General features: G+C 66.1%; 23 protein-coding genes. 10 read left to right on the forward strand and 13 right to left on the reverse strand.

Annotated elements, in window-relative coordinates:
- Positions 1–298 precede the first annotated feature (298 nt).
- Positions 299–889 (forward strand): class I SAM-dependent methyltransferase, encoded by a 591-nt coding sequence (locus Q3A80_RS06475; RefSeq protein ID WP_446328242.1) that lies wholly within the window; start codon positions 299–301, stop codon positions 887–889.
- 48 nt (positions 890–937) lie between these two features.
- On the opposite strand, the gene Q3A80_RS06480 is transcribed toward Q3A80_RS06475, so the two are convergent.
- Entirely contained in the window at positions 938–1,528 is a 591-nt protein-coding gene (locus Q3A80_RS06480) for a class I SAM-dependent methyltransferase (RefSeq protein WP_446328243.1), read from the reverse strand.
- Between the two features lie 602 nt (positions 1,529–2,130).
- Between Q3A80_RS06480 and Q3A80_RS06485 the strand changes: the two genes are divergently transcribed.
- Positions 2,131–2,697, forward strand: coding sequence for a hypothetical protein (locus Q3A80_RS06485; protein WP_446328439.1), 567 nt, complete (start codon positions 2,131–2,133; stop codon positions 2,695–2,697).
- Positions 2,698–2,727: 30 nt separating this feature from the next.
- Here Q3A80_RS06485 and Q3A80_RS06490 read toward each other — a convergent pair whose 3' ends face one another.
- Positions 2,728–3,603 (reverse strand): LysR family transcriptional regulator, encoded by an 876-nt coding sequence (locus Q3A80_RS06490; RefSeq protein ID WP_446328244.1) that lies wholly within the window; start codon positions 3,601–3,603, stop codon positions 2,728–2,730.
- 163 nt (positions 3,604–3,766) lie between these two features.
- Here Q3A80_RS06490 and Q3A80_RS06495 point away from each other — a divergent pair, with 163 nt between their 5' ends.
- Together Q3A80_RS06495 and Q3A80_RS06500 are read left to right on the forward strand one after the other, a co-directional pair.
- The gene (locus tag Q3A80_RS06495; protein ID WP_446328245.1) at positions 3,767–5,095 is read left to right on the forward strand and encodes a DUF3422 family protein; all 1,329 of its coding nucleotides are present in this window, start codon (positions 3,767–3,769) and stop codon (positions 5,093–5,095) included.
- Between the two features lie 30 nt (positions 5,096–5,125).
- Entirely contained in the window at positions 5,126–5,326 is a 201-nt protein-coding gene (locus tag Q3A80_RS06500; RefSeq protein ID WP_446328246.1) for a hypothetical protein, read from the forward strand.
- Positions 5,327–5,413: 87 nt separating this feature from the next.
- On the opposite strand, the gene Q3A80_RS06505 is transcribed toward Q3A80_RS06500, so the two are convergent.
- The 4 genes from Q3A80_RS06505 to Q3A80_RS06520 form a co-directional block, all read right to left on the reverse strand.
- Positions 5,414–7,426 (reverse strand): phospholipase effector Tle1 domain-containing protein, encoded by a 2,013-nt coding sequence (locus Q3A80_RS06505; protein ID WP_446328247.1) that lies wholly within the window; start codon positions 7,424–7,426, stop codon positions 5,414–5,416.
- A 15-nt stretch (positions 7,427–7,441) separates the two neighbouring features.
- Positions 7,442–7,897 carry a DUF3304 domain-containing protein gene (locus Q3A80_RS06510; protein WP_446328248.1) on the reverse strand — a complete coding sequence of 152 codons (456 nt, stop codon included), beginning with the start codon at positions 7,895–7,897 and terminating at the stop codon, positions 7,442–7,444.
- A gap of 76 nt (positions 7,898–7,973) precedes the next feature.
- Entirely contained in the window at positions 7,974–9,023 is a 1,050-nt protein-coding gene (locus Q3A80_RS06515; protein WP_446328249.1) for a DUF4123 domain-containing protein, read from the reverse strand.
- A complete protein-coding gene (locus Q3A80_RS06520) occupies positions 9,020–11,572 on the reverse strand; it encodes a type VI secretion system Vgr family protein (protein WP_446328250.1) in 2,553 nt (850 codons plus the stop codon). The genes Q3A80_RS06515 and Q3A80_RS06520 overlap by 4 nt, the downstream gene beginning before the upstream one ends.
- A gap of 321 nt (positions 11,573–11,893) precedes the next feature.
- Between Q3A80_RS06520 and Q3A80_RS06525 the strand changes: the two genes are divergently transcribed.
- Together Q3A80_RS06525 and tam are read left to right on the forward strand one after the other, a co-directional pair.
- Positions 11,894–12,328 (forward strand): GNAT family N-acetyltransferase, encoded by a 435-nt coding sequence (locus Q3A80_RS06525; RefSeq protein ID WP_446328251.1) that lies wholly within the window; start codon positions 11,894–11,896, stop codon positions 12,326–12,328.
- A 54-nt stretch (positions 12,329–12,382) separates the two neighbouring features.
- On the forward strand, positions 12,383–13,174 hold the full coding sequence (tam, locus tag Q3A80_RS06530) for a trans-aconitate 2-methyltransferase (protein ID WP_446328252.1): 792 nt from the start codon (positions 12,383–12,385) through the stop codon (positions 13,172–13,174).
- Between the two features lie 47 nt (positions 13,175–13,221).
- Here the strand turns inward: tam and Q3A80_RS06535 are convergent, their stop codons facing one another.
- Positions 13,222–13,812: a GNAT family N-acetyltransferase gene (locus Q3A80_RS06535; RefSeq protein WP_446328253.1), complete on the reverse strand. Its 591-nt coding sequence runs from the start codon at positions 13,810–13,812 to the stop codon at positions 13,222–13,224.
- 423 nt (positions 13,813–14,235) lie between these two features.
- Here Q3A80_RS06535 and Q3A80_RS06540 point away from each other — a divergent pair, with 423 nt between their 5' ends.
- Positions 14,236–14,559: a winged helix-turn-helix domain-containing protein gene (locus tag Q3A80_RS06540; protein ID WP_446328254.1), complete on the forward strand. Its 324-nt coding sequence runs from the start codon at positions 14,236–14,238 to the stop codon at positions 14,557–14,559.
- Between the two features lie 37 nt (positions 14,560–14,596).
- Here the strand turns inward: Q3A80_RS06540 and Q3A80_RS06545 are convergent, their stop codons facing one another.
- Both Q3A80_RS06545 and Q3A80_RS06550 read right to left on the reverse strand, forming a co-directional pair.
- Entirely contained in the window at positions 14,597–15,940 is a 1,344-nt protein-coding gene (locus Q3A80_RS06545) for a DUF2325 domain-containing protein (protein ID WP_446328255.1), read from the reverse strand.
- Positions 15,941–16,049: 109 nt separating this feature from the next.
- Positions 16,050–16,547, reverse strand: a complete 498-nt coding sequence (locus tag Q3A80_RS06550) for a hypothetical protein (protein ID WP_446328256.1) — start codon at positions 16,545–16,547, stop codon at positions 16,050–16,052.
- A 310-nt stretch (positions 16,548–16,857) separates the two neighbouring features.
- Here Q3A80_RS06550 and Q3A80_RS06555 point away from each other — a divergent pair, with 310 nt between their 5' ends.
- Positions 16,858–17,106 (forward strand): nuclear transport factor 2 family protein, encoded by a 249-nt coding sequence (locus Q3A80_RS06555; RefSeq protein WP_446328440.1) that lies wholly within the window; start codon positions 16,858–16,860, stop codon positions 17,104–17,106.
- Between the two features lie 43 nt (positions 17,107–17,149).
- Here Q3A80_RS06555 and Q3A80_RS06560 read toward each other — a convergent pair whose 3' ends face one another.
- The 4 genes from Q3A80_RS06560 to Q3A80_RS06575 all read right to left on the reverse strand — a co-directional run bounded on the left by Q3A80_RS06560 (position 17,150) and on the right by Q3A80_RS06575 (position 21,794).
- The gene (locus Q3A80_RS06560; protein ID WP_446328257.1) at positions 17,150–18,115 is read right to left on the reverse strand and encodes an N-acetyltransferase family protein; all 966 of its coding nucleotides are present in this window, start codon (positions 18,113–18,115) and stop codon (positions 17,150–17,152) included.
- A 172-nt stretch (positions 18,116–18,287) separates the two neighbouring features.
- On the reverse strand, positions 18,288–19,769 hold the full coding sequence (locus Q3A80_RS06565) for an aldehyde dehydrogenase family protein (RefSeq protein ID WP_446328258.1): 1,482 nt from the start codon (positions 19,767–19,769) through the stop codon (positions 18,288–18,290).
- A gap of 29 nt (positions 19,770–19,798) precedes the next feature.
- Positions 19,799–20,749: an agmatinase gene (gene speB, locus Q3A80_RS06570; protein ID WP_446328259.1), complete on the reverse strand. Its 951-nt coding sequence runs from the start codon at positions 20,747–20,749 to the stop codon at positions 19,799–19,801.
- 154 nt (positions 20,750–20,903) lie between these two features.
- Positions 20,904–21,794 carry a helix-turn-helix transcriptional regulator gene (locus Q3A80_RS06575; protein WP_446328260.1) on the reverse strand — a complete coding sequence of 297 codons (891 nt, stop codon included), beginning with the start codon at positions 21,792–21,794 and terminating at the stop codon, positions 20,904–20,906.
- A gap of 198 nt (positions 21,795–21,992) precedes the next feature.
- Here Q3A80_RS06575 and Q3A80_RS06580 point away from each other — a divergent pair, with 198 nt between their 5' ends.
- Together Q3A80_RS06580 and Q3A80_RS06585 are read left to right on the forward strand one after the other, a co-directional pair.
- Complete coding sequence (locus tag Q3A80_RS06580; protein WP_446328261.1) at positions 21,993–22,337, forward strand: cupin domain-containing protein; 345 nt, start codon at positions 21,993–21,995, stop codon at positions 22,335–22,337.
- 159 nt (positions 22,338–22,496) lie between these two features.
- Positions 22,497–23,957, forward strand: coding sequence for an NAD(P)/FAD-dependent oxidoreductase (locus Q3A80_RS06585; RefSeq protein ID WP_446328262.1), 1,461 nt, complete (start codon positions 22,497–22,499; stop codon positions 23,955–23,957).
- The last annotated feature ends 3 nt before the right edge of the window (positions 23,958–23,960 follow it).

The following is a 23,960-nucleotide window of genomic DNA, read 5'->3' on the forward strand; positions in this document are numbered from 1 at the left end:
CGAGCGGTAGGGACAGAACTTGCGCCGCTGCGGGCCGCGTCCATCGTCCGACGCGAACCCCCGCGCTATCCGGTCAACACATCGACTGCTGACCCGTATCCGGCGCCCAGCGCAATCGGGGACAATCTTCACGTCGCCTTAAGTTTGCATTTCCTAGAATCGATTGATCGCCGCTTCGCCGCGGCCGACCGGTTTGTCCAAGGAGGATGCACGTGAGAGAACCCCGTGTCGTCGTAACGCTGCTCCCGGCAGTCGTTGGCACGCCGAAGCTGGACGCGCGATCGCGCAAGGCGGGCCGATGACCTGGCCGAACGCAGTGCGCGTGTCGGCATTGTTCGTACGCGAGTGGGTCGGCCGCCCGGCCGCGGTGGGGGCGTTGTGCCCGAGTTCGCGGCATCTTGCGCGCGCGATGGCCGACGCGGTGCCGGACGGCGACGGCCTCGTCGTCGAGCTTGGAGGCGGCACGGGCGCGATCACCGCCGCGTTGCTCGAACGCGGCGTCGCGCCGCGGCGCCTCGTCGTGATCGAACGCTCGCCCGCGTTCGTCCAGCATCTGCGGCGCCGCTTTCCCGGCATTTCGATCGTGGCGGGCGACGCGCGGCAGCTCGAGCGGCTGCTGCCGCCCGATGCGCGCGTCGATGCGATCGTGTCGTGCCTGCCGCTGCGCACGCTGCCGCGCGAGGCCGTGACGGCGATCGTCGATCAATGCCGGCGCGTGCTGTCGGCCGGCGGCGTCATGATTCAATTCACTTACGATCTGCGGCCGCCTGGCCGCCGGCCGCTGGGTCATGCGGCATTGGTTGCCGGCGCCAGCCGGATCGTATGGGCAAATATTCCGCCTGCGCGGATCGTCACGATGCGCGCGGTCGCGATCGAACAAGCGGCGTGATCGCCGTTCAGTGCCGCGCTTCCTTGATGGTTGCCGCCGATCCGCCCGCTACTTCGTCGCGAGCACGCACGCGAGCGGATGCGACGGCGTACCGTTGCGCTGCACGGCCACCGACACGAAACCGGCCTCGGTCATCAGGCGCGCAAGCTTTTCGGGCCGGTGCGCATCGTACGGCGCTCGATCGATGTCGCGGACCGTGATCGCGACGATTCCATCGCGCCGCACGACGCGGCGCAATTCGGCGAGGCCGCGCATGGGCGCATGCCAGAAGTAGATGCAGTTGATCGAAAACGCCTTGTCGAACGCGCCGTCCGCGAACGGGAGTGCGTCGACGGAGCCGAGCGCGAGGCGTACGCGTCCCTCGTCGATGCTCGCGCGATTCAGGCGCTTCGCGGCGGCCAGCATGGTCGGCGAGTGGTCGACGCCGGTGATCCGGCAGGACGGGGCCAGTTCGGTGGCGAGCTTGATTGCGTCGCCGGGGCCGAACCCGACTTCGAGCGCGCGATCGCTGTCGCCGAGCGACAGCAGCGAGAGCGTCCATACGTTGTCCAGCCGGTTGTGCCGACGCATGATCCGGCCAGCGATGCGCCCGGCCAGACCGCGCGGGAGTCCGGCTTGCCCGAGATGATGAGTCGTCATGGTCGTTTCCCTTTGTGACCGGACGGAAGCAAGCGATGTGCCGCTTTCGGCGGCGGATCGAGCCGGACCGCGAATCGGCGGGCGAATCGCTTCGCCGTTGTGCGGCGCGTCGAGTCGACACCGGGGCCGGGGCGGGACCAGCGTCCGCGATTCGGTGGCCCGCGATTTTGTCTTGCTGGTCGAGACGACGGTCGACGAATTGGGGCGGGATGTGGCTTCGGGCATTCGTGTATCGGGAGTCCGCCGACGCGGTGGCGCCGGCCGCGCGTCGAGCAATGCGCGGCATACCGCATGCCATTTTTGCATCGCAATGCCGTTTTTTTGCACGGTATTCCGGGCGCGCTTTCCAAGCGGGCGATGGGTTCGATGTCGACGGAACGCCTTCCGTCCGCGCCATGACCTTCATTGACTCCCGACGCCCCGATCGGCCGCGCCGCACGCCGATCGGGATCCGGCGCGCATGCTGCGCCGGACGAGGAACGCCGATTGCTCGTACGACATTCGCTGCCGTTTCGCCGGCCGCCGTGCTGTCCGCCGGCCGGCTGCGGCGGACGTTTGTGCGCCGCGTCGTACGCGGCGCTGGCCTTCGACAAGGAGGATCCATGTACCTCACGGAAGAAGTACACACCGCGCGCCCCGCTAGCCGTCGCGTGCGCGTGGTGACGCTGCCGTCGAGCAGACAGCTTGCCCGGCAGTTGCTGGTGACGGTTCGCGCGGCAGACGTGCTGCTGCGCCAGGCGATCCGGTTGCCGGATCGGCATCAATGGTCGGTCGACATCGAGCGTGTCGAAGCGGCCGGCGGCCCGCTGGCCGCATGGGATTCGCACGTGACGTTCCGCATCGCGAAGGGATTCGCGCCGACCGTCGACGCCGACACGCGTGCCGGCGATCCGGATCAGGTTGCCGTCGACATCCGGCTGTTTCTGCCCGAGCAGGCGTATATGGGCGAGCAGCGCGTCGGCATCTTCGGCCGGCGGCACGGCAACCGGTTCGGCGCGACGCTGTCGGTGACGGCCGGCTCCCGGTGGGGCGGCCGCCGCAACGAATGCATTCCGCCCGCCGGACGGCACGTGCATGGCGACACGCTGGAAGCGCTCGTCGACACGGTGGCGGGCATCGTCAACGCCGCGTTGCTCGCGGCCGGCCATTCGCAGCCCGGCGGTTCGTGACGACGCCCACGGCGCGTGCCGGGCCGCGGTTCAGGCGTCGCCGGTCTGGCCGGTTTGCCGCTGCAGGTCTTCCATCAGTTGTTCCGCGAGAAAGTCGCACGGCGGGCGCTTCGATTTCGTGCTGCGCGCGAGGATCAGCTCGAGCGGCGGCAAATCGGGCAGCCCGTGCGAGCGGCCGAGCATCGACAGCTGCGCGGGAATCGCGCAGCGCGCGAGCGGTGCGACGGCGAGGCCGGCCTCCACCATGCTGAGCAGCCCGAGCAGGCTCGGGCTTTCATAGGACGTGCGGAACGGCAGCTTCGCGCGTTCGAGGCTGCGAATCGCGTTCTCGCGCGCGACGCTGCCCGGCATGAACACCGCAATCGGCAGCGGCCGTTCTTCCCACACGCGCGGCCCGTTCGTCATCGCGGCCCACGCCATCGGTTCGTGGCGGATGAAGTCGCCGGACAGCCCCTTGATGCGCGTGCCGCACACGAGATCGACGGTGCCGTCCTTCAGGAGCGGCGCGAGCGCGCTGCTCGGCAGCCCGATCACCTGGATCTCGACCTTCGGATAGGTCGCGGAGAATTTCTTCAGCACCGACGGCAGCAGCGACGACGCATAGTCGTCCGGCACGCCGATCACCACCTTACCGGTCACTTCCGGCCGCACGACGGCCGCCCACGCTTCGTCGCGCAGCGCCAGCATTCGTCTGGCGAATCCCAGCAGCACCTCGCCTTCGCGCGTCAGCACGATGCTGCGCGGCTTGCGCACGAACAGCGGCCGGCCGAGCGCGTCTTCGAGGCTCTTGATCTGCATGCTCACGGCCGACTGCGAGCGGTTCACCGCCTCGGCGGCGCGGGTCATGTTGCCGGTTTCCGCGACGGCGACGACAGTGGCCAGCACGTCGTGATCGAGCATCTTCATCGGTATCAGGAAAACTGAACGTAACGATCAGCATTATGCGTTTTTATTGTCGCTGTGTGTCTGCCATAGTGGAATGAAACCGGCCCCGTATCGTTCGATGCGGGGCGGCCATCGTGCCGGCCTGCCCGGCATGCAGCGTTGAACGGGGAAGAGTGGTGTACCGATGATCGATCATCCATTGCGCGCCGCACTGGCCGCGGAATTGCATGCCCGGCCATTCCTGCGGATCGCCGAGGCCGTGTCGCTCACGCATTACGCGATCTACGCGGACGGCCAGCCCGACATCCACGAAACGCTGCTGCATGCGCTGTGCCGCGGCACCGGCATTGCCGCGCCGCACGACGGCGCGACTCACTACGCGATGCAGTCGCCGTGCGGCTGGCATCTGAAGTGGGAGCGCCACACCGAATTCTCGACCTTCACGTTCGTCGCGCCGCGCCGCGACACCGGCTATTTCGACGATCTGGCGATCGAGGGGATTCCGGCTGCGTGGTTCGCGCGGCTCGCGGGCATCCGTTTCGTCGCGGTGCGAATGGAGCTGCTGTCCGGCGATGCGGCGCGGCTCGTGTGCGGCGACCTGCGTCGCTGGATCGACGGGCCCGCGCTCGTCGGCAGCAACGTGCTCGGCGGCGGCAAGGTGTTCTGCGACTGGCATGTGCGCGACGACGGCTTCATGCGCTTTCTGGTCGTCGACGACGATTTCCGCGAGGAACAGGGGGGCCGGCTGCTGCAGCGCCTCCATGAAATCGAGACGTACCGCATGATGGCGTTGCTTGCGCTGCCGGTCGCGCGGCAGATGAGCCGCGAGCTCGACGAGATTCATGCGGCGTTGCATGCGCTGATGCAGCGGATGGACGCGAGCGGCGCCGACGGCGACGACGCGGCGCTGCTCGTGAAGCTCACGCATCTGGCGGTGCGCGTCGAAGCGCTGTCGGGCTCCGGCGGCCGTTTCAGCGCGTCGCGGGCGTACGAGAAGCTCGTGCTGGCGCGCATTCACGAACTGCGCGAGGAGCGCATCGAAGGAATGCCGACGATCGCGGAATTCATGGAACGGCGCTTCGCGCCGGCGATGGAGACGTGCCGCAGCGTGTGGGCGCGTCACGAGCAGATCGCCGCGCGGATCGCCCGTGCGGTCGACCTGCTGCGCACGCGCGTGAATCTCGCGCAGGAAAAGGACGTGACGCGGCTGCTGGTCGGCATGGAGCGCACCGCGCGCAATCAGCTTCATCTGCAGCACGCGGTCGAAGGTTTGTCGGTGGCGGCCATTTCGTACTACGTGCTGTCGCTCGCGACCGCGGCGTTCAAGGCGCTGCACGTGATGAACCTGCCGGTCGATCCCGAACTGGCGGAAGGCCTGCTGATCGCGCCGGTCGTGTTCGCGGTGATTCACATCACGCGGCGCACGCGCGCGCAGCTCGCGCAGTCGGAAGCGTCGCATGACGACGCATCCGCGCCGACGGTGCACACGGCGGCGTTGAAGCAGGCAAGTTAGAACATCAACGACATATCAAAAGGAGTGGAGATGACTTTTACGCAAACGCAACCCGAGTTTTTCAGTGGCGTCGATGCATTCGACGAGCCGGTGTGGGACGAATCCGGCGCGCCGGAAGAAGTGCACGTGACGTCGTATCAGGCGGTGCTGCAGGAGCCGATGACGTCGCTGGTCGGCGGGACGATCGATCGGCCGGATGTCGCGGCGGTGGCGATTCTCGGGTACAACTGACGCGGGATTGACGGTGGTGGGAAATCCGGTCGCGTGTGCGACCGGGTGCTTCGCATTGCTTGCCGGAACGCCGAAAAAGGCCGTTGCTCAGTCGCCGGACAGGTCGCCGATCGACGCGCCGTTCGGAATCTGCCCCGACGTAACCTGCCTGACGTATTCGTCCTGTGCATCCTTGATGTTTTTCGACACGTTGGCGAGAACTTTCTTTACGTAGTCCTTTGCCGCGTCGGTCTGGCGCGCCATCCAGCCTTTCTCCTCGATTTCGCGAAGCTGCATGAATACGCCATCTCCAAGTGCCACGTTGTTGAGTCGCGTAATCGTGTTGTGCACGAAGTTGTCGAAGAAAGCGATCACTTCTGGCGGGAGTTCCGGCGGATGCACCCAAGCCGTGGCGAGGGCGCGCACCGTTTTGTCCGAGATGTCGTCGACCGTGCGGCGCTCGCCAAAGGTGTACTGCGGCACCGTGGAATTCGCGGCCTGACTCTTGTAGTACCAGTCCCGGCCTTCGTAGCCCGGCAGGCTGCCCCCACTGGTGAAGATCGCTTTGTACACGTCGGAGTCGACGGTGTTGATGAACAGGTTGCTGCCGGTGCTCGAGTGAGCAGTGCGGTCGTGGACGTAGCGTGCCCAGGACACGAACAGCTTCTGGTGTTCGAGGAAGTGCGTTTCGAGCGGACCATTCGATTTCGGCAGCATGGCTGTGTACGCGCCGAAAAGGTCGTTGACGTTGAGTTCCTTGCCATTGACGTTGACGGTCTTCCGATAGTCGAACTCGCGTGCAGCCATCGGCGAGACGATCCGGAGCTTCGCGAGCGGTAGCATCGGTACGCCGGCAGACCAAGCGCGGTCCAGCATGTTGCGTGCGGAGACACGCGCGAGCTCCGCCGATTTGTGATCCTCGCCTTCGGCGAATCCGCCGCCGACATCCGACTGACTGCCGGGATAGACGATCTCCTGAAGATTCGCGTGTTCGGGCGATCTTCTCGGCGAATCCAGATTTTTGTAAAAACGCAGTTCGGTCGCGGCGACGTGATGGACGATCGACTTGAACTCCTTCTGTATATCAAATTGACCGAGCGATTGCTTGGAAAGCCCGACGAACAGGCTCAATCCCTTGATGCTGAGACTGGCGACCTTGCCCTGTCCGGGCACGACACCCAGCACCGGCGCGACGACTTTGGTGAAAATCGAATCCGCGTAGGATGTCGATACGCAGTCGAAGAGTCCCATGAAATCGAACTGAACTTCGATTCCGTCGTACGTGACTTTCCCGTCCTTTTGCTTACAGGTTTTTCCGATCAATTCGTTCGCGAACTTTCGGGCAATGACGCCACCACGGTCATATCCGAAAAGCGATACGCGGATGCGCTTGATTTCACGCGTGTCGGTTGCTCTTGCATGGTCGACGTTGCTCTTGAAATCGGCAATCGCCTTGTTGACGCGCGCATCGAAACCCGTACCCATATAGCCTGCCGCGAATTCGCTGTCCCGCACGGCTGGAACGGAGTCTGCTGCAATGGTCACGGCGGCCGGGAGCAAATCGGCGCCAAGCTTCTTCAGTGTTATGGACTCCTTGATCTTCCCTCTTGCGGTCTCACCCGCATGCTCGAATCCATCCAGGATGGACGACTTCCCCCGCGCCAGGATGCCTTTGTCCGCCGGTGTGTCGCGAAACCGCTGGCCGATGTCGGTGGCGATCGCCTTGCCCGGGTTCTTGATCAACTTGCTGTCGGCTTCCTTGAGCAACGCGGCGCTGGAGTCGGACATGATCTTCTTGGCGGTGCCGACCGTTTGAACCGACAGGTCTCGACCCAAACCCTCGTAATACATCTTGTAGATGCCGAACTCGTCGCTGCTATCCGCGTGTGCGTTGAAAAGGCGCGCGATGTTCGAGAGTCGATCGGTGTCGGCCATTCCCTGCGCGAAGCCATCAAAGAAGAAACTCTGATAGATCTCCTGATTGCAGCGGAAGCACGGACTAGGCGGCTCGGCCGGCAATTGTCTGCTGACACTCGCGGCGCGTGCCGCGCGCGATGCGGCGGCGCCGGCTTCTGACTGGCTCGGCACGGCGCCTTGCGCCGCAGTGGTTTCATTGGGCATGATTTCCTCGCTCGACTAGTCGGTCGCGCGCATGCGCGGCATCGTCGGATACTCCACCCATTGGGCTTCGATCTTGCGGTCGGACAGAAAATGGAATTCGATATAACCGTCGCGCTTATTCGGTAACTTCGGCACGGCGATCTCAGTCTCATAGATTTCCGGCGACAGGTTCTTCGCGTCTTCGTCAGGTGTCAGGTCGTATGTGACCTTGAGGTGCCAGGTCTTCTTGTTGCGCGGCACTTCCATGCAGCAGACCGTACCACCGCCACCGCCGAACTGGCGAGCGTGCACGCTGCCGGCGCCGAACCCGTCGACGGTGAAGTTGTAGACGCCACGGTCGGTGTAGTTGAAACCTACCACGCGGTACGGGCCGTAGCTGCCGGTCTGTGCGTGTACCCACCATGCACCGCTCAGCAGCAGGACGGCGATGATGACCGGGTTGCGAATGAGGCGGCGAAGGATTATCGGCATGTCGTTTTCCTGTCATTCAGTTCGTCGCGGACGACGTGTTGCTCGTCGTATTGGGGTTGCGTGGGACTTTCGGAGATCAACGGGCGGCAGGCAGCGCACCCGCCGCCGCAGTTGTCGTCGGCTGTCGTTCCGTCGCATAAGGCGCGAGCGGATGCCGGTCTAGCAGGTCCGCCCACACCTCCGCGTCGATATCGTCGAGCGTTGCCGACAACGGTCGCGGATCGTCCCTGCGCGCAGCAATTTTCGCCGCAATCGCCGGATACGCGTCGAACGCTGGATGCACGTTCATCCCGAGCAGCACGAAGTACGCGAGATCATTCTCGTTCACGAGCCCATGCTGCGCGCTAGCCCGCGCGACCAGATCCTTCACATAGCGAATGCCCCAACGGCTCGGGACCGCAGACATCGGCGGCAGAAATTCCTCGCGCAACTGGAAATAGAGCGTTTCTGCGAACCCTTCGCGTGCGAGCGCTTCGTATTGCGCGTGCGTGAACGCGATCGGCGTCGCAGCGGGAGCGGGCAGTGGCCCGAGTTCTTCGCCCGCCACCGCTTCCCACGGATCGAACCGATAACGCAGCTCGACGAAAGCCGCCAGCAATTCGCGGCGCTGCTCGGGCGTCAAAATCGGCAACAGATTCTGGAGAATCGACGGATCGTAATAGCGCAGCAATGCCTGACGTGTATTCGGCAATGTCGCTTCGGCGAGCGGATGCAGATAGGCCGCGAGTTCGGACACCGAGTGGCCCGTCGCCAGCCACACGACGAGATCCGATTCGCCGCAGGCATTCAGCAGGTCCAGCATCATCCGGTGTGAGGCATCGACATCCGGCGTCAGATCGAGCAGGTATGGACCGATTTCAGGCCGGGACGCTTCGAGCATCGTGTCCGGATACAGCGACTGCCATGCGATGCTCCGCGCGCGTGCCGCTTCGAGCATCGTGTCGTCCAGCGCGCCGTCGACGAGCGCAATCAGGCGCAGTGGTCGCGTCGACCGAGCCTGTCGCGTGCGATGCCAGTCGAGCAGATCATCGTGTCGTTGCTCGGCGGTCGTGCGCGGCCATTCAGCCGGCAGCGGCACCGCGCGTGTCAGCTCGAGGAACGGCTTCATGGAGGAAGTGTCATTCATGTGCGGGGCGTCAGTGCTGACTTCATTTTCGCGGCGCTACGGCGGCATTCCGAACACACACCTTCGGGCAGGCGTGGCAGCGGATAGTCGATGCTGGCTGGGCCCGAGAAGCTATGATTGCCGCCCTTGAAATCCACCTTGCCGGGTGCGTGGATTTCGATGTTGCCGTCACCGATGCGGATGTACGCGCCACCGGACGTCAGCAGGATCGGCTGCTTCGAGGCGACATCGACCTGCGCCGTGGCGGAGACGACCTTCACGGCGTTCTGCGCCGTGAGCTGGACGTCATCGTCGTGCGCGCGGATTTCGATCTTCCCCTTGCCGGCGAACAGTTTGATTCCGGCGCTTTGCGCGAACAGGCTCACCGATGACATCACACTCGCGATGAGCGATTTTCCGACTGCGACGTGCGTGCTCTGGCCGCTGACGACGTTGACTTGTCGGTCTGCAGTCACCTGCAGCGATTGCTGGCTCGCCATCCCGATGCCGGCCGGACTGCCGAACAGCATCGCGGGCTGCGCAAACACGTTCGCATTGCCGGTGCCGCCACCCGCCGTCCGTCCTCCGGACGCCGCGCCCGGCAGGCTTCGCTCGGTCGCATCGGTGAATGTTTTCAGCGCGTCGCGGCCGGGTTCCAGCGTGTCGGCCTGATGCGCTTCACTCGCGCGGGACAACGACTCGAGCAGGCTTTCGCCGCTGACGAGCTGTTGTTGCGACTCACGTACGTCGAGCGGCTGGCTCGACACTGTCTTGGGATGCGTCGTGACGTACAGGCCCAGGTTCGCGCGCACGGCGCCGTACGCATCGGTCCGCAGGTCGAAGCCGGTGCCGAGGTAGGCGCCGCGCGTGTTACCGTTCTGTTCGGTCAGATAACCGACGTGCAGCGCGCTGTTCGCTGTGCTGCTGTAAAGCTGCGCGCGGTTCTGCCCGGTCGCGTCATCCATCACGAGCTGGTTGTAGCCGCTACCTGCGTATTCCTTCGAGCGGAATCCGGACAGCAGTCCGTTGGAATGCCACTGCGGTTTGGTCGCACCGTTGTAGAGCCGGGCCGTGACAATTGGCCGATCGCAGTCGCCGGACATCCAGTCGACGACTACCTCCTCGCCGATACGCGGTATATGTACGCTGCCGTACCCGGTGCCCGTGTCGGACGATGCGACGCGAAGCCAGCATGACGCTCGCTCGTCGCCTTCGTTCAGACGATCCCAGTGGAACCGGACCTTGATGCGGTTCAGTTCGTCGGTATGTACTTCCTCGCGCTTGGGTCCCGCGACGGTCGCGGTTTGCAAGTGCATCTCGGGCTTAGGATGCTCGAACGGGCTGCGGAACGGCACCATCTGACGCTGCGCCTCAATTTCGACGAGATAGAACCCCGCGCTGCCGTCGGAGTGGGGGACGGCCATCGCGGGAGCTGCATCGCCGAGCTGTGCCTTCACTGCATCGAACTGTGCGGTCAGGCTGTGCGGAAACTGCGACGGCGTGGCCGGGGCGTTGTTCCGAATCCACCAGATGGCTTCGATGACGGCGAACCGGTTGCCGTCCCGTTCGGTGGCGGGATGTGAGGGATGCTCGGTCAGTTCGAATACACGGCCCGCGTCGATGCCGCGCATCGTGCCGATTCCGTGGAATCGTTTTGCACGCGATTCCCACTCCTCCATCCGGATGGTCGATTGACGGTTGCCGTCGCTCTGTGTGCCATAGGTATAGGCGCCTGTGTACGTGTAAACCTCGGCCTGGCCGGGCAGGTCGCCTTGGTTCGGCCTTGCCGGGACGTCGGTGCTTTTCGGATTGAGTGCGGTGCCGGGCGACTTGTAGTCGAAAGTGCGCGTGGCGTAACGGCTGCTCTGCAGCGTACGTGTCCCTGACCACTGGACGAGAGCGTGGGTTTTGTCGGCCGGGATGGCGTGCGCGAACGGCACGCGAGCCGGCGCGGCAGCAGGCAGCGAGTGGAGTGAATCGGTGATCACCAGGGTATGGTGCGAGCCGTCGGGGGCGTGTTCAAAATAGCCGAATAGACCTTCATCCTCGAGCAGACGATGGACGAAATGCCAGTCATCCTCGAACTGCATGCAGAACGAACGGCTTCGCAGCGGTGCAGAGAGAGCGAAACGGAACTTGCCGCCCGCTTGCGGATGCTGACGGAATACGTCGGTAATGATTTCGTCGGCAGTACGGTCCTGCCAGATGCGCTGGTCGCGGCGGTAGCGAAGAAACCCGAGCCACGACATGAAACGAATCTGGTACGTGGTGATTCCGCCGTCGGAGCCGAGCCGGCGCGCGGTGCGCACATAGCCGTGCCACGGCAGATAGGTACCGGCCTGCTGTTCGATCCACAGCGTGACGGGCTGCGCGATCAGCTTTTTCAGTTCGATGTTGTCGCGAGTCGAGACCGCGTCGACCGTCAATGCGAATTCGCGGCCAAGCCGCGACGCGCCATGGACGATCTGGGGCAGCAGCACATTGTCGCCCAGCGGAGTATCGAGCTTGAGCAGACGACCTTGCTGAAAAAGGCCGCCGGCGATCGCGCGAACGAGTTCTTGTGAATTCATCGTCGTGGCCCTCTTGGATCGAGAACGATGAGTTGGCGACTTTATCGCGGAATTTATCGTAGGAATGCTGTCGGTATGCGATTTTACCGGATAAGTCACACAATTACGGTATCGAGCCCATCGGATTGTATTGAGGGCAAAATCAAGTCGGCATGACTAGGCGGAAGGCTACCGGCGGACGTCGCGGCCGTGGCCTCCGGGGCCGCCCGCGGCCTGCGTGTGGGGCACGCATCACGCAACCGCCTGAAGCGCTATAGTCGTGCGACACCCGCTGCGGACGCTCATGCATCCGGCGGCCCATCCACGCACGCGATTCCATTCATGACCGCGCATCCCGCCGTTTCCCTTCAACTGACGGATACCGAACAGCCGGCTGCCCGCGACTTCATCAGCCGCAAGCTCGGCGAATACAACCATGCGATGACGGGGCGCGCCGATTCGGCAGCGCTCGACGTCTACGTGACCGATCCCGCGACCGGCGAGGTATTGGGTGGCCTCGCCGGCCGGACGTCGCTCGGCTTGTTCTTCATCGATCTCTTCTACCTGCCGGAATCGTTGCGCGGCGGTGGCTTCGGCAGCAGGCTGCTGCGCGAGGCCGAAGCGGAGGCGAAGCGGCGCGGCTGCGCGCGCGCCGTGCTGTACACGATTACGTTCCAGGCGCCGGACTTTTACCGCAAGCACGGATACGAGGCATTCGGCGAAGTGCCGTGCGAGCCGGAAGGGGCGGCGCGCGTATTCATGGTGAAGACGCTTTGAGCGACGTTGCCTGACGAGGCCTCGCCACCATCCACCGCCACCAGGAGGCACGCCGTGACGATCCCACTCGATCAATACGCGAAACAGTACGCACGATTCGAAGACGAACGCACGCGCCCGGTGCGCGACCTGCTGGCGGCGGTGCCGGAGACGCCGATCCGCACCGCGATCGACATCGGCTGCGGGCCGGGCAATTCGACCGAGGCGCTGATCGCGCGGGCGCCCGACGCGACGATTCGCGGAATCGATGCATCGCCGGACATGATCGCCGCCGCGCGCAAGCGGCTGCCCGCGCTGCGATTCGATCTCGCGGATGTTGCCACCTGGGAGGATCCGGGCGGCTACGATCTGATCCTGTCAAATGCGGTGCTGCAATGGGTGCCCGCGCACGACGCGCTGTTTCCATCGCTGATCGCGCGGCTCGCGCCGGGCGGCCACCTCGCGGTGCAGATGCCCGACAACCTCGACGAACCCGCGCACCGGCTGATGCGCGAAGTCGCGGCAGCCGGGCCGTGGTCGCGGAAGCTGAAAGACGCCGCGCGCACCGAGCGGTTCGATGCGCGGTACTACTACGCGCTGCTGTCGCCGACGTGTTCGCGGGTCGACGTATGGCGCACGACTTACTACCATCCGCTGAGCGGCGGCGCCGATGCGGTCGTCGAATGGTTCAAGGGCAGCGCATTGCGGCCGTTCCTCGCGGCGCTGGACGACGACAGCGAACGCGACGCATTCATCGCGCGCTATCGCGATGCGCTCGCGGGACCGAACGGCTATCCGGTGCTCGACGACGGCACCGTGCTGCTGCCGTTCCCGCGGCTGTTCATCGTCGCCACGCGCACGTCATGAAAAAGTAGGCCGATAGTCGGCGCGGCGGCACGGCGTGCGTTCGCGCGTCAGCACAGCGGTCGCATCGAGTCCGGATCGACGGTCCGGCTCTTCGCGCGCTGGCCATCGCGCAGATCCTTGTACCAGAACAGCGCGACTTCGCCGTCGTTCGCGCCGTCGGCGTACAAGAAGCGATCGTGGCCGCCGCCGACGAAGCCCGCGCGCGCATACGTGCAGCAGGCCGCGACGTTGTTCGCCTGTGTTTCCAGCCGCATGAAGCCGAATCCGCGGCTGCGCGCCCATGCATCGGCGGCCGCCAGCAGGAGCTGGCCGATCCCTTGCCGTCGGCACTTGCGGTCGACCGCGAGTTCCGCGATCTCGGCCATTCCGTTCCAGCATTCGCTGATCGCGACGAATCCGGCGAGGCGGCCGCCCGCTGTCGCGCGGAACAGCGCGGTGCTGCCGGTCGCTTCGCGCGCCCAGCCGGCCGGATCGAAGCCGTAGTCCTTGCGCCGCACGGGCTGCGCGCGCAAGTCGAGCAGATCCTGGTACGGCGCATTCAATTCCCAGGCGATCTCGAACGAGAAATCGCATCCGCTCAGTTCGTCGGCGGGCAGATCGACCGTCTGTTCGATGCTGATGTGCTCGGCTCGGTCCATGTGTCGGTGTCCTGTCTTCAGCGGGATTGCCTGGATTTCCGCGGAGGCGAGCGCCGCCGCGCTGCAGCGGGCACGATCGCGCCCGTTTCCGGTTCGAATTGCCGCGCTCGCACGATGCTTCCCCGTTGCGGCGGCGTTCAACGCCCGATTATGCGGGATATCGGCGCGAATCCTGAAGTGGATCGATCGCTGCAACTGATGTGACGTTTCTCACGCGCCCGTGCGTGGAGCGCCGGCATCGGTTCGCCGCAGTCGTTCATCGTCGCGCAGGAGTCGCCGCGCACGTGCTCGACGTTTGAACCGCAACCGCGGCATGCTGCCGGCGTTTCGCGGCACCGGCCATCGTGTATGCTTGCCCGCATCGTTCAACCGGCAAACAACATGAAGACTTCGGCACACCCCAGGCCAGAGGTGCGGTTCAGAATGCGCATCCAGCAGGCCGACACGATCGCGCTCGGGCCCGGCAAGGTTGCGCTGCTCGAGGCCGTGCGCGAGCACGGATCGATTTCGGCGGCGGCGCGCAGCCTGGGAATGTCCTACCGGCGCGCGTGGCTGCTGATGGACGAGCTGAACCGGTCGCTGAAGTCGCCGGCGACGGTCTCCGAGCACGGCGGCCAGAGCGGCGGCGGCAGCGTGCTCACGCCGGTCGGCGAGGAAATCATCCGGCTCTATCGCCAGATCGAGCAACGCGCTTACGCGGCGTGCGCGGACGAAATCACCGCGCTGACGAAGATGGTGCGCCGCTGAAGAGTGCGCGGTTGCGCTGTCCGGCGCATCCGGCAGCCTAGCCGTGCCGCAGGCAGAAGCGCGACGCTTCGCCCGCAGGTGCATCGCGCGGCATCGCCTCGCGCGCATGCGCATCGAGCCGCCCGATCAGTTCGACGAAACTTGCGACGCTCGCGGTCCGCAGCGGGTAGTACGCGATCTGATGGCGCTCGCACATGCGCTTGAGCAGGTTCACGGAATCGTGGTCGACGCAGTCGACCGGGAATACCACCATGTTCGCCCCCGGCAATGCGTTGGCGAGCAGCCCCTTGCGGTCCTCGATGCTGCCGTCGTGCAGCGTCAGTTCACCGCCCGCCGTTTCGACGATCCGCCGGATCGCGCGGTTCGACCCGGGCCGGCCGCCGACATAGACGATGCGCTTGTGCTGCAGCATCGACAGCGACGCCGGCGCCGGCGCGGCCGGATCGTCGGCCGATGCCTGCAGCGCCTGTTCGATCGCGCTTGCTTCCGCGCGCAGCGTCTTCACCATTACCATCAGATCGTCGAGCCGCGCACGCATCGCACGGGCGCTCGCCTGTTCGGCGGCGATCCGCTGTTCTGCCGCTTCGCGGCGGGCCGTGTGCAGCGCAACGCGTTCGTCGCGCGCGGCCAGTGCTTCGCGCAGCTCGCGTACCTCGTCGCGCAGCGCGCTTTCGGCGCCGGATGGTTGCGCGTTCCGGCGGACATTGCATGCATCCAGTTCCTTCAGCGCCGCATCGCGCGCGACGCTCATCTCGTGCAGCCGCAGCTGCTGCCGCTCGATCTTCGCGTGCAGCGCCGCGTTCTCCTGCTCGAGCGCGACGAGCCGGCGGATGTCCGCGCGATTGGCCGCGCCGACCAGATGCGACAGCATGTGCACATCGCCGAACGCGGTCTGGCGCACAGCCATCGTCGCGCGTGGATGCGTCATCAGTGCCCAGTATGCAGGCGGAATGTCGCCGCTTTTCAGCGCGTCGCGCCATAGCGCGAGCAGCGCGTCCGCATCCTTTGCGTCGTCGAACGCGCGTATCGCGCCCGCATAGCGTTCATCGAGCGCCTTGTGCAGCGCCTTGCCGCCGGCCGTCCCGTCGATCGCGAGTTCGACGGCCGCGTGGTGGATGTCGAGATCGGTCGCGCGCTGGCGGTCGAGATCGGTGAATTTCGGGACGAGCTTGCGCAGTTCGTGCGTTGTCAGGCAGGTGCCGATGATCGAGCAATGCAGGTTCGAATCGAGCTCGGACAGGCGCGCGCGGCGCTTCAGTTCGGCCTGCTGCGCGCGAGACGGCGCGCAGCAGTTGTCGGCCCGTGCCGTGCCGGCGGGCGACGGGCCGCCGGACGACGGCAGGCCCGCCATGCGAGCCAGGCGAAAGGGCGGAGCGTGCATGTTGACCTCGATCCGGACCCGACAGGCCGGAGACGGATGCGCGAACGATTCGCGAAATATACCACGAAATATAACGCTGGACGTGAAGGGAACATGCCCGACGCGCCGTTCAGCAGAGGACGGCCGATTCGCGGTGCGATGCAGGCGCGTGGCGTTCGATCACGTGTTCGACGCACAGTCCGACCAGCAGCACGTCGACGTGCTCGAGCGCGGCCACTGCGTCGCGCATCGCGGCAGCATCGTTGGTGAACGCGTCGGAGAACACGTCGTCGCGGGTGCGCTCGAGGCGACGTGCCAGTGCGATTGCGTGTTCGAGGTCGGCGAGGCGCGTGAAGCGTGCGGCACGCGCGTCGCGTTCGAGCGTCGCCAGCAGGTCGCGCAGGCTCAGTGCGGGCAATGCGTCGTTCGTCGCCGCGGAGAACACGCGGATGAAACGGATCACGCTGCCGCGCAGGCGCCGGAACGCATCGACGACGTCGGTGACCTGCTGCGCGCGATCGTCGTTCGGTAACGGCCTGAGCGCGTGGATCTTGCGCACGAGTGGCGGCGGCGTCGTCTGGACGCGTGCGGCGCGCAGCGGCGCGCGATCCGTCGGCGTGCGGGGCATGGCAGGTCTCCGGTATGAAAGATGTCGATATATTCTATGGGATATAACGAACGCGTGGCAGTCGCGTGTTGCGTCGACGAGTCGTTATCGCTGCCACACCGATCGAGCCGTCGCGGTCGAGTGATGTCGACTGTCGTCGAGCGTTGTTGTCCCCGAAAGCGAGCAAGCCAACGTGGAACTGGTGCGGCAGGCGTACGCGGCTTCAGGCAGGGCCGATATCGACGGCATCCTGCAGACGCTGTCCGACGGCATCGACTGATTCATCCCGGGACCGGCCGACGTCGTTCCGTTCGTCGGCCATCGACACGGGCTGCAGGAGGTCGCGGGGTTCTTCGCGGCGCTTGCGTCGACGCAGACCGCGGCACGGTTCGAACCGCTCGAATTCATCGCCAGCGGCAACCGTGTCGTCGTGCTCGGTTCGCAGCGCTGGCACGTGCATTCGACCGGGCGCACATATGAGGACGACTGGGGGCATCTGATCACGATCGACGGCGGAAAGATCGCGGCGTTCGTCGGGTATCACGATACGGAGGCCGAAGCGGCCGCTCATCGACGGTGACGAATGCCGCGCGTGCCGGGCGCCGCTGCCGCGCCATGCAACGTCACATGAAGCCGGGATTCCTCGGAAGATAACGCGTCCAGTCGCCGCTCTCCGGCGCGGACATCGCCACCATCGGAAGCGTGAATCGCATGCCGCGATTGGCCGCGACCGCCAGCGCGTCGCTCGTTCCGGGCACGAACGCGGAGACCTGCGGTGCGTTGCCGGCGAGGGCCAGCGCGAGCGCTGCCCGGAACGCATCCGGCATCGCGTGCGCGTGCATGACCGCCAGCGGACCGATGTGGCCCGTGGCTGCGACGTACGCGTAGCCGACCCGCTCGCCCGCGTCTTCGACGAACACGCGTTGCATCGTCGGATCGCCGGCCAGATACCGGTGATGCTTCTCTCGCGAGGCGCCCAGTGTCGCGCGATCGATCTGCCGCAGCACGTCGAGATCGTCGTCGGTCATCCGGATCGGCGTCGTTCGGAGCATCGGACCGGGCGCATGACGTGCCAATGCATCGCGCGCGGCGCTGCACAAGTGAATCGGCACGCGCGGCAGCAGGCCGTGACGCACGTACAGTCCTTGCGACACGACGTTGAACGCGAAGGTGATCAGGCTTCTTGTCGTGGCGCCGGCCGCGTCGGCATGCTGGAGGGTGCGATCCAGTAACGCTTCGCCGATGCCTCGTCCCTGGTGGCCCGGGGCGACGAACAATTCGGCGAGGAACCAGAGCCGGTCGCATACCCAGCTCTGCGCAAAGCCGACGATCTCGCCGCGATCCTCGGCGAGCCACGCGCCGCGCGGGTCGTCCCGCACACAGAACGCCTGGAAATCCGGCGGCCGCGACGTGGCGATCGGCCCGAACCCGTGACGGACCGTCAGGTCGTTGATGCTGCGAACGACCAGCGCTTCGGCGCGCGGCAAGTCGCCGGCGTTCGCGGGGCGGATAGCGTGCGGCATGGGCACCTCTCGCGGGAGCAACGCCTTGATGTATAGCAGACGCGGGGCGCATACCCAAGCGCGCAAAGGGTGGATCCGGTTTCCACTTGCGTCGTACGCGACAGCGGTCGCGTTACGAGCGCGGCGGACACGGCGCAGCAAGATTCCGCCGCGCTCGCCGGCATTCGGCAAAGCCGCCCTGAAAAGCCACGCCGACCTACGGGCACAGCGCCGCTCCCCGCGCCAACGGCCGCCTGGCTCAATCGATCGCGCGCATCGCGTGACGTAGTTCCTGATAGCTGCGCAGGCCCGTCACACCGAGTTCCCGGCCGATCCCGCTGAGCCCGAAGCCGCCCCAGCACACATGCGGATAGATGAGTTGCGGCGTGTTGATCCACACGAGCCCGGCACGCACGCGCGCCTGGAAGTGCTTCGCCGCGGCCGCGTCACGCGTGACGACCGTCGCGACGAGCCCATAGCGTGTGTCGTTCGCGAGCGCGATCGCCTCGTCGTCGGTGCGGAACGACCTCACGCACGCAACCGGGCCGAACACTTCATCGGTCCACAGCAGGTTGTCGGCGGCCGGTTCCGCGATCACGACGGGCGCCATGAAGAAGCCGTCGCCGCAAGCGTCGGCGACGCGGCCGCTGAACGCGACGCGTGCGCCCGCCGCGATGCCTTGCTCGAGCATCGTCTCGACGCGCGTGCGCTGCGCGGCCGAAATCATCGGCCCCATCGCGACCCGTTCGGTGGCGGGCGGCGCGACGACGAGCGCGCGCACGGCCGTTTCGAACGCGGCCATGAAGCTGCGGTAGAGGCTGTCGTGCACGAGGATGCGCGCAGTGGCCGAGCACATCTGTCCCGCATTCGTGAACGCGCCGGCCACGGCCAGCGACACCGCGACGTCGAGATCGGCATCGTCGCGCACGATCAGCGACGACTTGCCGCCGAGTTCGAGCGTCACGCGCTTCATGTCGTCGGCAGCGGTCTTCATCACCTTGCGGCCGGCGGCCGTGCTGCCGGTAAACGAGATCTTGTCGATCAGCGGATGGGCGGTCAGCGCCGCGCCGACGTCGGCGCCGCCGTTGACGACGTTGACGACGCCGTCCGGCACGCCGGCTTCCGCGATCAGCTCGAGCAGCGCATGCTCTGCCGGCGACGTCAGTTCGGACGGCTTCAGCACGGCCGTGCAGCCGGCCGCGAGCGCGGGCGCGAGCTTCCACGCGGTCGTGACCATCGGGAAGTTCCACGGCACGATCAGCGCGGCGACGCCGACCGCATCGTGGAAGCGCTCGGCCGCGAACGCATCGCTCGGCAGCGCGACCGGTTCGGCCGCGAACAGCGCGGCGTCTTCGCACAGCGTCGCGTAGTACGCGAACGTCGCAGCGACGTCGCCGACGTCGGCGTCGGCCTCGAACGGCGGCTTGCCGCTTACCTGCATCTGCAACGCGGCAAGGCGTGCGCGTTCGGCTTCGACGCGCTCGGCGACCTTCGCGAGCAGCCGGCCGCGCTCGGCGGCCGGCGTGTCGCGCCAGCCCGCGAATGCGCCGCGCGCGGCGCGGACCGCGGCATCGACGTGCGAGGGCGTCGCGAATTCCTGCCAGCCGATCGTCTCGCCGGTCGACGCGTCGAAGATCGGCGCGCGCGCTGTGTCGGAATGCGTGCGCAATGGCTGGCCGCCGATGCGCGCGGCGGGCAGCACGGGCGTCGCGGCGGAAGGAGAAAGCTCGGAAGGGGACATGACGGTGTTCCTGTCGGACGGGTGATCGATTAGCGGTACTTGACGCCCGGCATCACGCAGAGCATTTCGAACGCGAGGTTCGCACCGACGAGCGCGGTGGTGCCGGTCGGATCGTACGGCGGCGACACTTCGACGAGATCCGCGCCGACGATGTTCAGCCCCTTCATTCCGCGAATGATCTCGAGACCCTGCTGTACCGACAGCCCGCCGATTTCCGGCGTGCCGGTGCCGGGCGCGAACGACGGATCGAGACCGTCGATGTCGAAGCTCAGATAGACGGGCGTGTCGCCGACGCGTTCGCGCACCTGCGCCATCAGCGGCGCGAGCGACGTGTTCCAGCACGCTTCCGCCTGCACGACGGTGAAGCCCTGCTCGCGGCACCAGTCGAAATCGTCCGCGTGGTAGCCGGTGCCGCGCAGGCCGATCTGCGTGACCTTGTCGCATTGCAGCAGGCCGTCTTCGACCGCGCGGCGAAACGGCGTGCCGTGCGCGATCTTCTCGCCGAACATCGTGTCGTTGACGTCCGCGTGCGCGTCGACGTGGACCACCGCGACCTTGCCGTATTTCCTGTGCAGCGCACGCAGGATCGGCCACGCGATCGTGTGGTCGCCGCCGAGCGTGATCGGCCGGCAGCCGTTCGCGACGATCTCGTCGTACGCTTCCTCGATGCGGCGCACCGAATCCTTCAGGTCGTACGGATTGGTCGCGACGTCGCCGATGTCGGCGACCTGCAGCGAGTCGAACGGCGCGGCGCGCGTCGCCATGTTGTAAGGACGCAGCAGCACGGACTCGGTGCGGATCTGGCGCGGGCCGAAACGCGAACCCGAGCGGTTCGACGTGCCGAGGTCGAGCGGCACGCCGACGAAACACGCGTCGAGGCCGTCGGTCGTCGCGGCCTGCGGCAGACGCATCATCGTCGCAATGCCGCCGAAGCGCGGCATCTCGTTGCCGCCCATCGGCTGGTTCAGTTCGCGGTGCATGGGGCCGTCTCCTCGTTTGGGTGAAAAGCGATCGGCCGATGGTAGAGGAGAAGGCGAGCGGGAAGATTCCGAAGTCGCAACGTTTACATCGACGGATCTCGATGCGTGCGGCACCGCCGCATCGACTCGGCGCAACCGTCGGCGGGTGGACGTGTCACTCGGCGATCGCGGGCGGCGCGCCGGCATCGTCGTCGTGTGCGGCGGCGGGCGGAAACGCCGGTGCGGCCGAACCCCATGCGGCCAGCTCGCGCTTCGTGCGCACACCGAGCTTCGCGAATGCGCGCTTCACGTACGACTCGGCCGTCGCGACGCGCACGCCGAGGATGTCGGCGGTTTCCGGCACGGTCTTGCCGGAGATCAGGTGCTTGCAGGTTTCGTATTCGCGCTTCGACAGCTTGATGGCGTCGGCCGCGATCCGCGCATCGAACTGCGCGAGCGGATGCACTTCGGGCGCCGGATGCGCGATGCGCCGCGCGGCGGTGGTCGACGCGTGCAGTTCGAGCAGCGGGAACAGCACGTCGCTGATGCTGCGAAAGCGGTTCATCTCTGCGAGCGTGAACGGCGGGCGGTCGCGTCCGCGTTCGAGCGCGATCGAATGCTGCGCGTAGCGGGTGCCGCGCGCGAGCACGCATTCGTGGCCGATACGCACATCGTCGAAGATACGCTGCCGGAATTCGCCGGGCGGGATCGCCGCGATGTCGCGCACGACGAGCATCGTGCCCGTCTTGCCGCGCAGCCCCGCAAACAGCGGGTCGCTGTCGAGAAAGCGCTCGTAATAGAGCGTCATCACGTCGGAGATGTCGGCGGTCGCGGTGCCGATGCCGCTGCTGCCGATCCATTCGCAGCGGTAGCCGGTCGGCATCGAGCCGTCGACGCGCGAACGTTCGACGTGCGCGACGTCGAGCGGCACGGCTTCGTTCAGCAATTGCGTGAGGCGCGGCACGAAGTGCGGCGTGCCGACCGTCTCGATCAGCTCGCCCAGCGCCTTGAACGATACGTTGAAACGGTCGGTGTCGCGGTGGAAGGGGTTCACGTTGAGCAGCATGCGGTTCCCCGGTCGAAAATCGGGCGCGATTCTATCGGTTGCGGCGTGGAACGTCAGTAGGGGGAAATACCGGCAGGTGTGCTGCCGACCGGTTCGGCCCGGAAAACGCAGCTTGTCCCCCCTCAAGGGGGGCATACCGGCGCAGTGTAAATCAGTAACTTTGTCTCTGCTTTTTTCAATCGAGAGATGAAGATTCAGATGACCAAACTGATCAAGGACATCCTGCCGCTCGGCGCAGGCATTGGCGAATTCACGAAGCTCGACTTCGGGATGGACGAAAGCGACTGGCGCGCGGCCGAAGGCAAGAGCGGCAATTACCTCGTCGGCTGGTGGGAAGGCAAGGTCGGCTCGGTGGAGTTTCCGGCAACCGCCGCCGATGAAGCCGTGTGGCTCGTCGAAGGGCGCATCGCGCTGACCGACGTCGAAGGCAACCGCAAGGAATTCGCGCCGGGCCAGGGCTATCTGCTGCCGGCCGGTTTCGCGGGCCGCTGGGAGACGATCGAGGACGCGAAGAAGTTCTACGTGCTGCTCGAGAAGTCGTGATGTGCTGCGCCGCAGCGATTGCGCCGTCGCCGCATCGACGCGGCGCATGCGCGGCGGCTTCCGCATGCCCGATCGACCGCAAGCGACGCTGGGCGTGTTTGCGCTGACGGCACGCATCGCGGTGTGCGGTACACACCTTCAGGCGAACTGGCTGGGATCATGGACATGGAAGTCAACGAAGCAACACAGGCCGCGCCGGCTCGCACACAGGCCGGGCGCCGCGCACCGGTCGCCCTGAGCGCTGCCGACGCGCTCGCGAACACGAAGCTGTTCCCGTACTGGCTCGACAACCCGGCCGCGCCGGCGCCGGAGCCGGCACTCGTCGGCGACGCGACGGCCGACCTGCTGATCGTGGGCGGCGGCTTCACCGGGTTGTGGACGGCGGTGCAGGCGAAGGAACAGATGCCGCACCTGAACGTGGTGCTGATCGAGGCCGGCAAGGTCGCGCACGGCGCGTCGGGCCGCGCGGGCGGGATCATCTCGACATCGGTTATGCACGGGCTGCCGAACGCGGTGCGCGTGTTCCCGAACGACATCGCGCAGCTCGAGGAATTCGGCCACCGCAATCTCGACGGCTTCGAGGACACGCTGAAGCGCTACGACATCGACGCCGACATCGAATGGAACGGCGAGATGACGGTCGCGGTGGACCCCGAGCACGTCGCGCACCTGAAGGGCGACTACGACCTGCATCGCGAATACGGGCACGACGTCGTGCTGCTGAATCGCGACGAAACGCTCGAGCAACTGAATTCGCCGCTGTTCGCGGGCGCGCTGTGGTCGCGCAACCGCAGCGGCATCGTGCATCCGGCGAAGCTCGCGTGGGGGCTCAAGCGCGCGGCGCTGCAGCTCGGCGTGAAGCTGTACGAGCACACGCCGCTCACGACCGTGACCGACGAAGGCAGCACGGTCTGCGTGACGACGCCGAAGGGCAGCGTGCGCGCGCCGCGCGTCGTGTTCGGCAGCGGCACCGCGAAGGTCGGCATTGCCGACATCAACCGACGCGTGATGCAGGTGCGCGACCACGTGCTCGCGACCGAGCCGCTCACCGACGAGCAGCTCGCGCGGATCGGCTGGAAGAACCGCCAGGGCGTGTACGACACGCGCACGCAGCTGAACTATTTCCGGCTGACGAAGCACAACAACATCATCTTCGGCGGGCTGGTCAGCTATCACTTCGACGGCGATCCCGAACCGCATCAGGACGGCCGGCGCGAAACCTATTACCGGCTCGCGGAAGCGTTCTATCGCACGTTCCCGCAACTGAGCGACGTGCGTTTCTCGCACGCGTGGGGCGGCCCGATCGACTACTGCTCGCGCGGCTCGGTGTTCGCGAAGCGCTATCTCGGCGGCAAGGCCGTGTTCGTCGCCGGCTATACGGGCTTCGGCGTCGCGGCGAGCCGGTTCGGCGCGTTCATGGGGCTGAACATCCTGTTCGATCGCGACAGCCCGGAGCGCAAGCTCGACATCGCGAACTTGAGCCCGAGCTACATTCCGCCCGAGCCGATGCGCTGGGTCGCCGCGAAGATCACGTTCCACGCGTTCGACGGCGCGGATGCCGAAGGCGGCTGGAAGCGCGCGTGGATCAACGGGATCAAGGCGATGGGCTTCCCGATGTGAGCG

It is taken from the genome of Burkholderia sp. SR8 (assembly GCF_052851275.1).

Coding starts and splice junctions, on each gene's coding strand:
- Q3A80_RS06475 (WP_446328242.1), top strand. CDS start 299: ATGACCTGGCCGAACGCAGTGCGCGTGTCGGCATTGTTCGTACGCGAG.
- Q3A80_RS06480 (WP_446328243.1), bottom strand. CDS start 1,528: ATGACGACTCATCATCTCGGGCAAGCCGGACTCCCGCGCGGTCTGGCC.
- Q3A80_RS06485 (WP_446328439.1), top strand. CDS start 2,131: ATGTACCTCACGGAAGAAGTACACACCGCGCGCCCCGCTAGCCGTCGC.
- Q3A80_RS06490 (WP_446328244.1), bottom strand. CDS start 3,603: ATGAAGATGCTCGATCACGACGTGCTGGCCACTGTCGTCGCCGTCGCG.
- Q3A80_RS06495 (WP_446328245.1), top strand. CDS start 3,767: ATGATCGATCATCCATTGCGCGCCGCACTGGCCGCGGAATTGCATGCC.
- Q3A80_RS06500 (WP_446328246.1), top strand. CDS start 5,126: ATGACTTTTACGCAAACGCAACCCGAGTTTTTCAGTGGCGTCGATGCA.
- Q3A80_RS06505 (WP_446328247.1), bottom strand. CDS start 7,426: ATGCCCAATGAAACCACTGCGGCGCAAGGCGCCGTGCCGAGCCAGTCA.
- Q3A80_RS06510 (WP_446328248.1), bottom strand. CDS start 7,897: ATGCCGATAATCCTTCGCCGCCTCATTCGCAACCCGGTCATCATCGCC.
- Q3A80_RS06515 (WP_446328249.1), bottom strand. CDS start 9,023: ATGAATGACACTTCCTCCATGAAGCCGTTCCTCGAGCTGACACGCGCG.
- Q3A80_RS06520 (WP_446328250.1), bottom strand. CDS start 11,572: ATGAATTCACAAGAACTCGTTCGCGCGATCGCCGGCGGCCTTTTTCAG.
- Q3A80_RS06525 (WP_446328251.1), top strand. CDS start 11,894: ATGACCGCGCATCCCGCCGTTTCCCTTCAACTGACGGATACCGAACAG.
- Q3A80_RS06535 (WP_446328253.1), bottom strand. CDS start 13,812: ATGGACCGAGCCGAGCACATCAGCATCGAACAGACGGTCGATCTGCCC.
- Q3A80_RS06540 (WP_446328254.1), top strand. CDS start 14,236: ATGCGCATCCAGCAGGCCGACACGATCGCGCTCGGGCCCGGCAAGGTT.
- Q3A80_RS06545 (WP_446328255.1), bottom strand. CDS start 15,940: ATGCACGCTCCGCCCTTTCGCCTGGCTCGCATGGCGGGCCTGCCGTCG.
- Q3A80_RS06550 (WP_446328256.1), bottom strand. CDS start 16,547: ATGCCCCGCACGCCGACGGATCGCGCGCCGCTGCGCGCCGCACGCGTC.
- Q3A80_RS06565 (WP_446328258.1), bottom strand. CDS start 19,769: ATGTCCCCTTCCGAGCTTTCTCCTTCCGCCGCGACGCCCGTGCTGCCC.
- speB (WP_446328259.1), bottom strand. CDS start 20,749: ATGCACCGCGAACTGAACCAGCCGATGGGCGGCAACGAGATGCCGCGC.
- Q3A80_RS06575 (WP_446328260.1), bottom strand. CDS start 21,794: ATGCTGCTCAACGTGAACCCCTTCCACCGCGACACCGACCGTTTCAAC.
- Q3A80_RS06580 (WP_446328261.1), top strand. CDS start 21,993: ATGACCAAACTGATCAAGGACATCCTGCCGCTCGGCGCAGGCATTGGC.
- Q3A80_RS06585 (WP_446328262.1), top strand. CDS start 22,497: ATGGACATGGAAGTCAACGAAGCAACACAGGCCGCGCCGGCTCGCACA.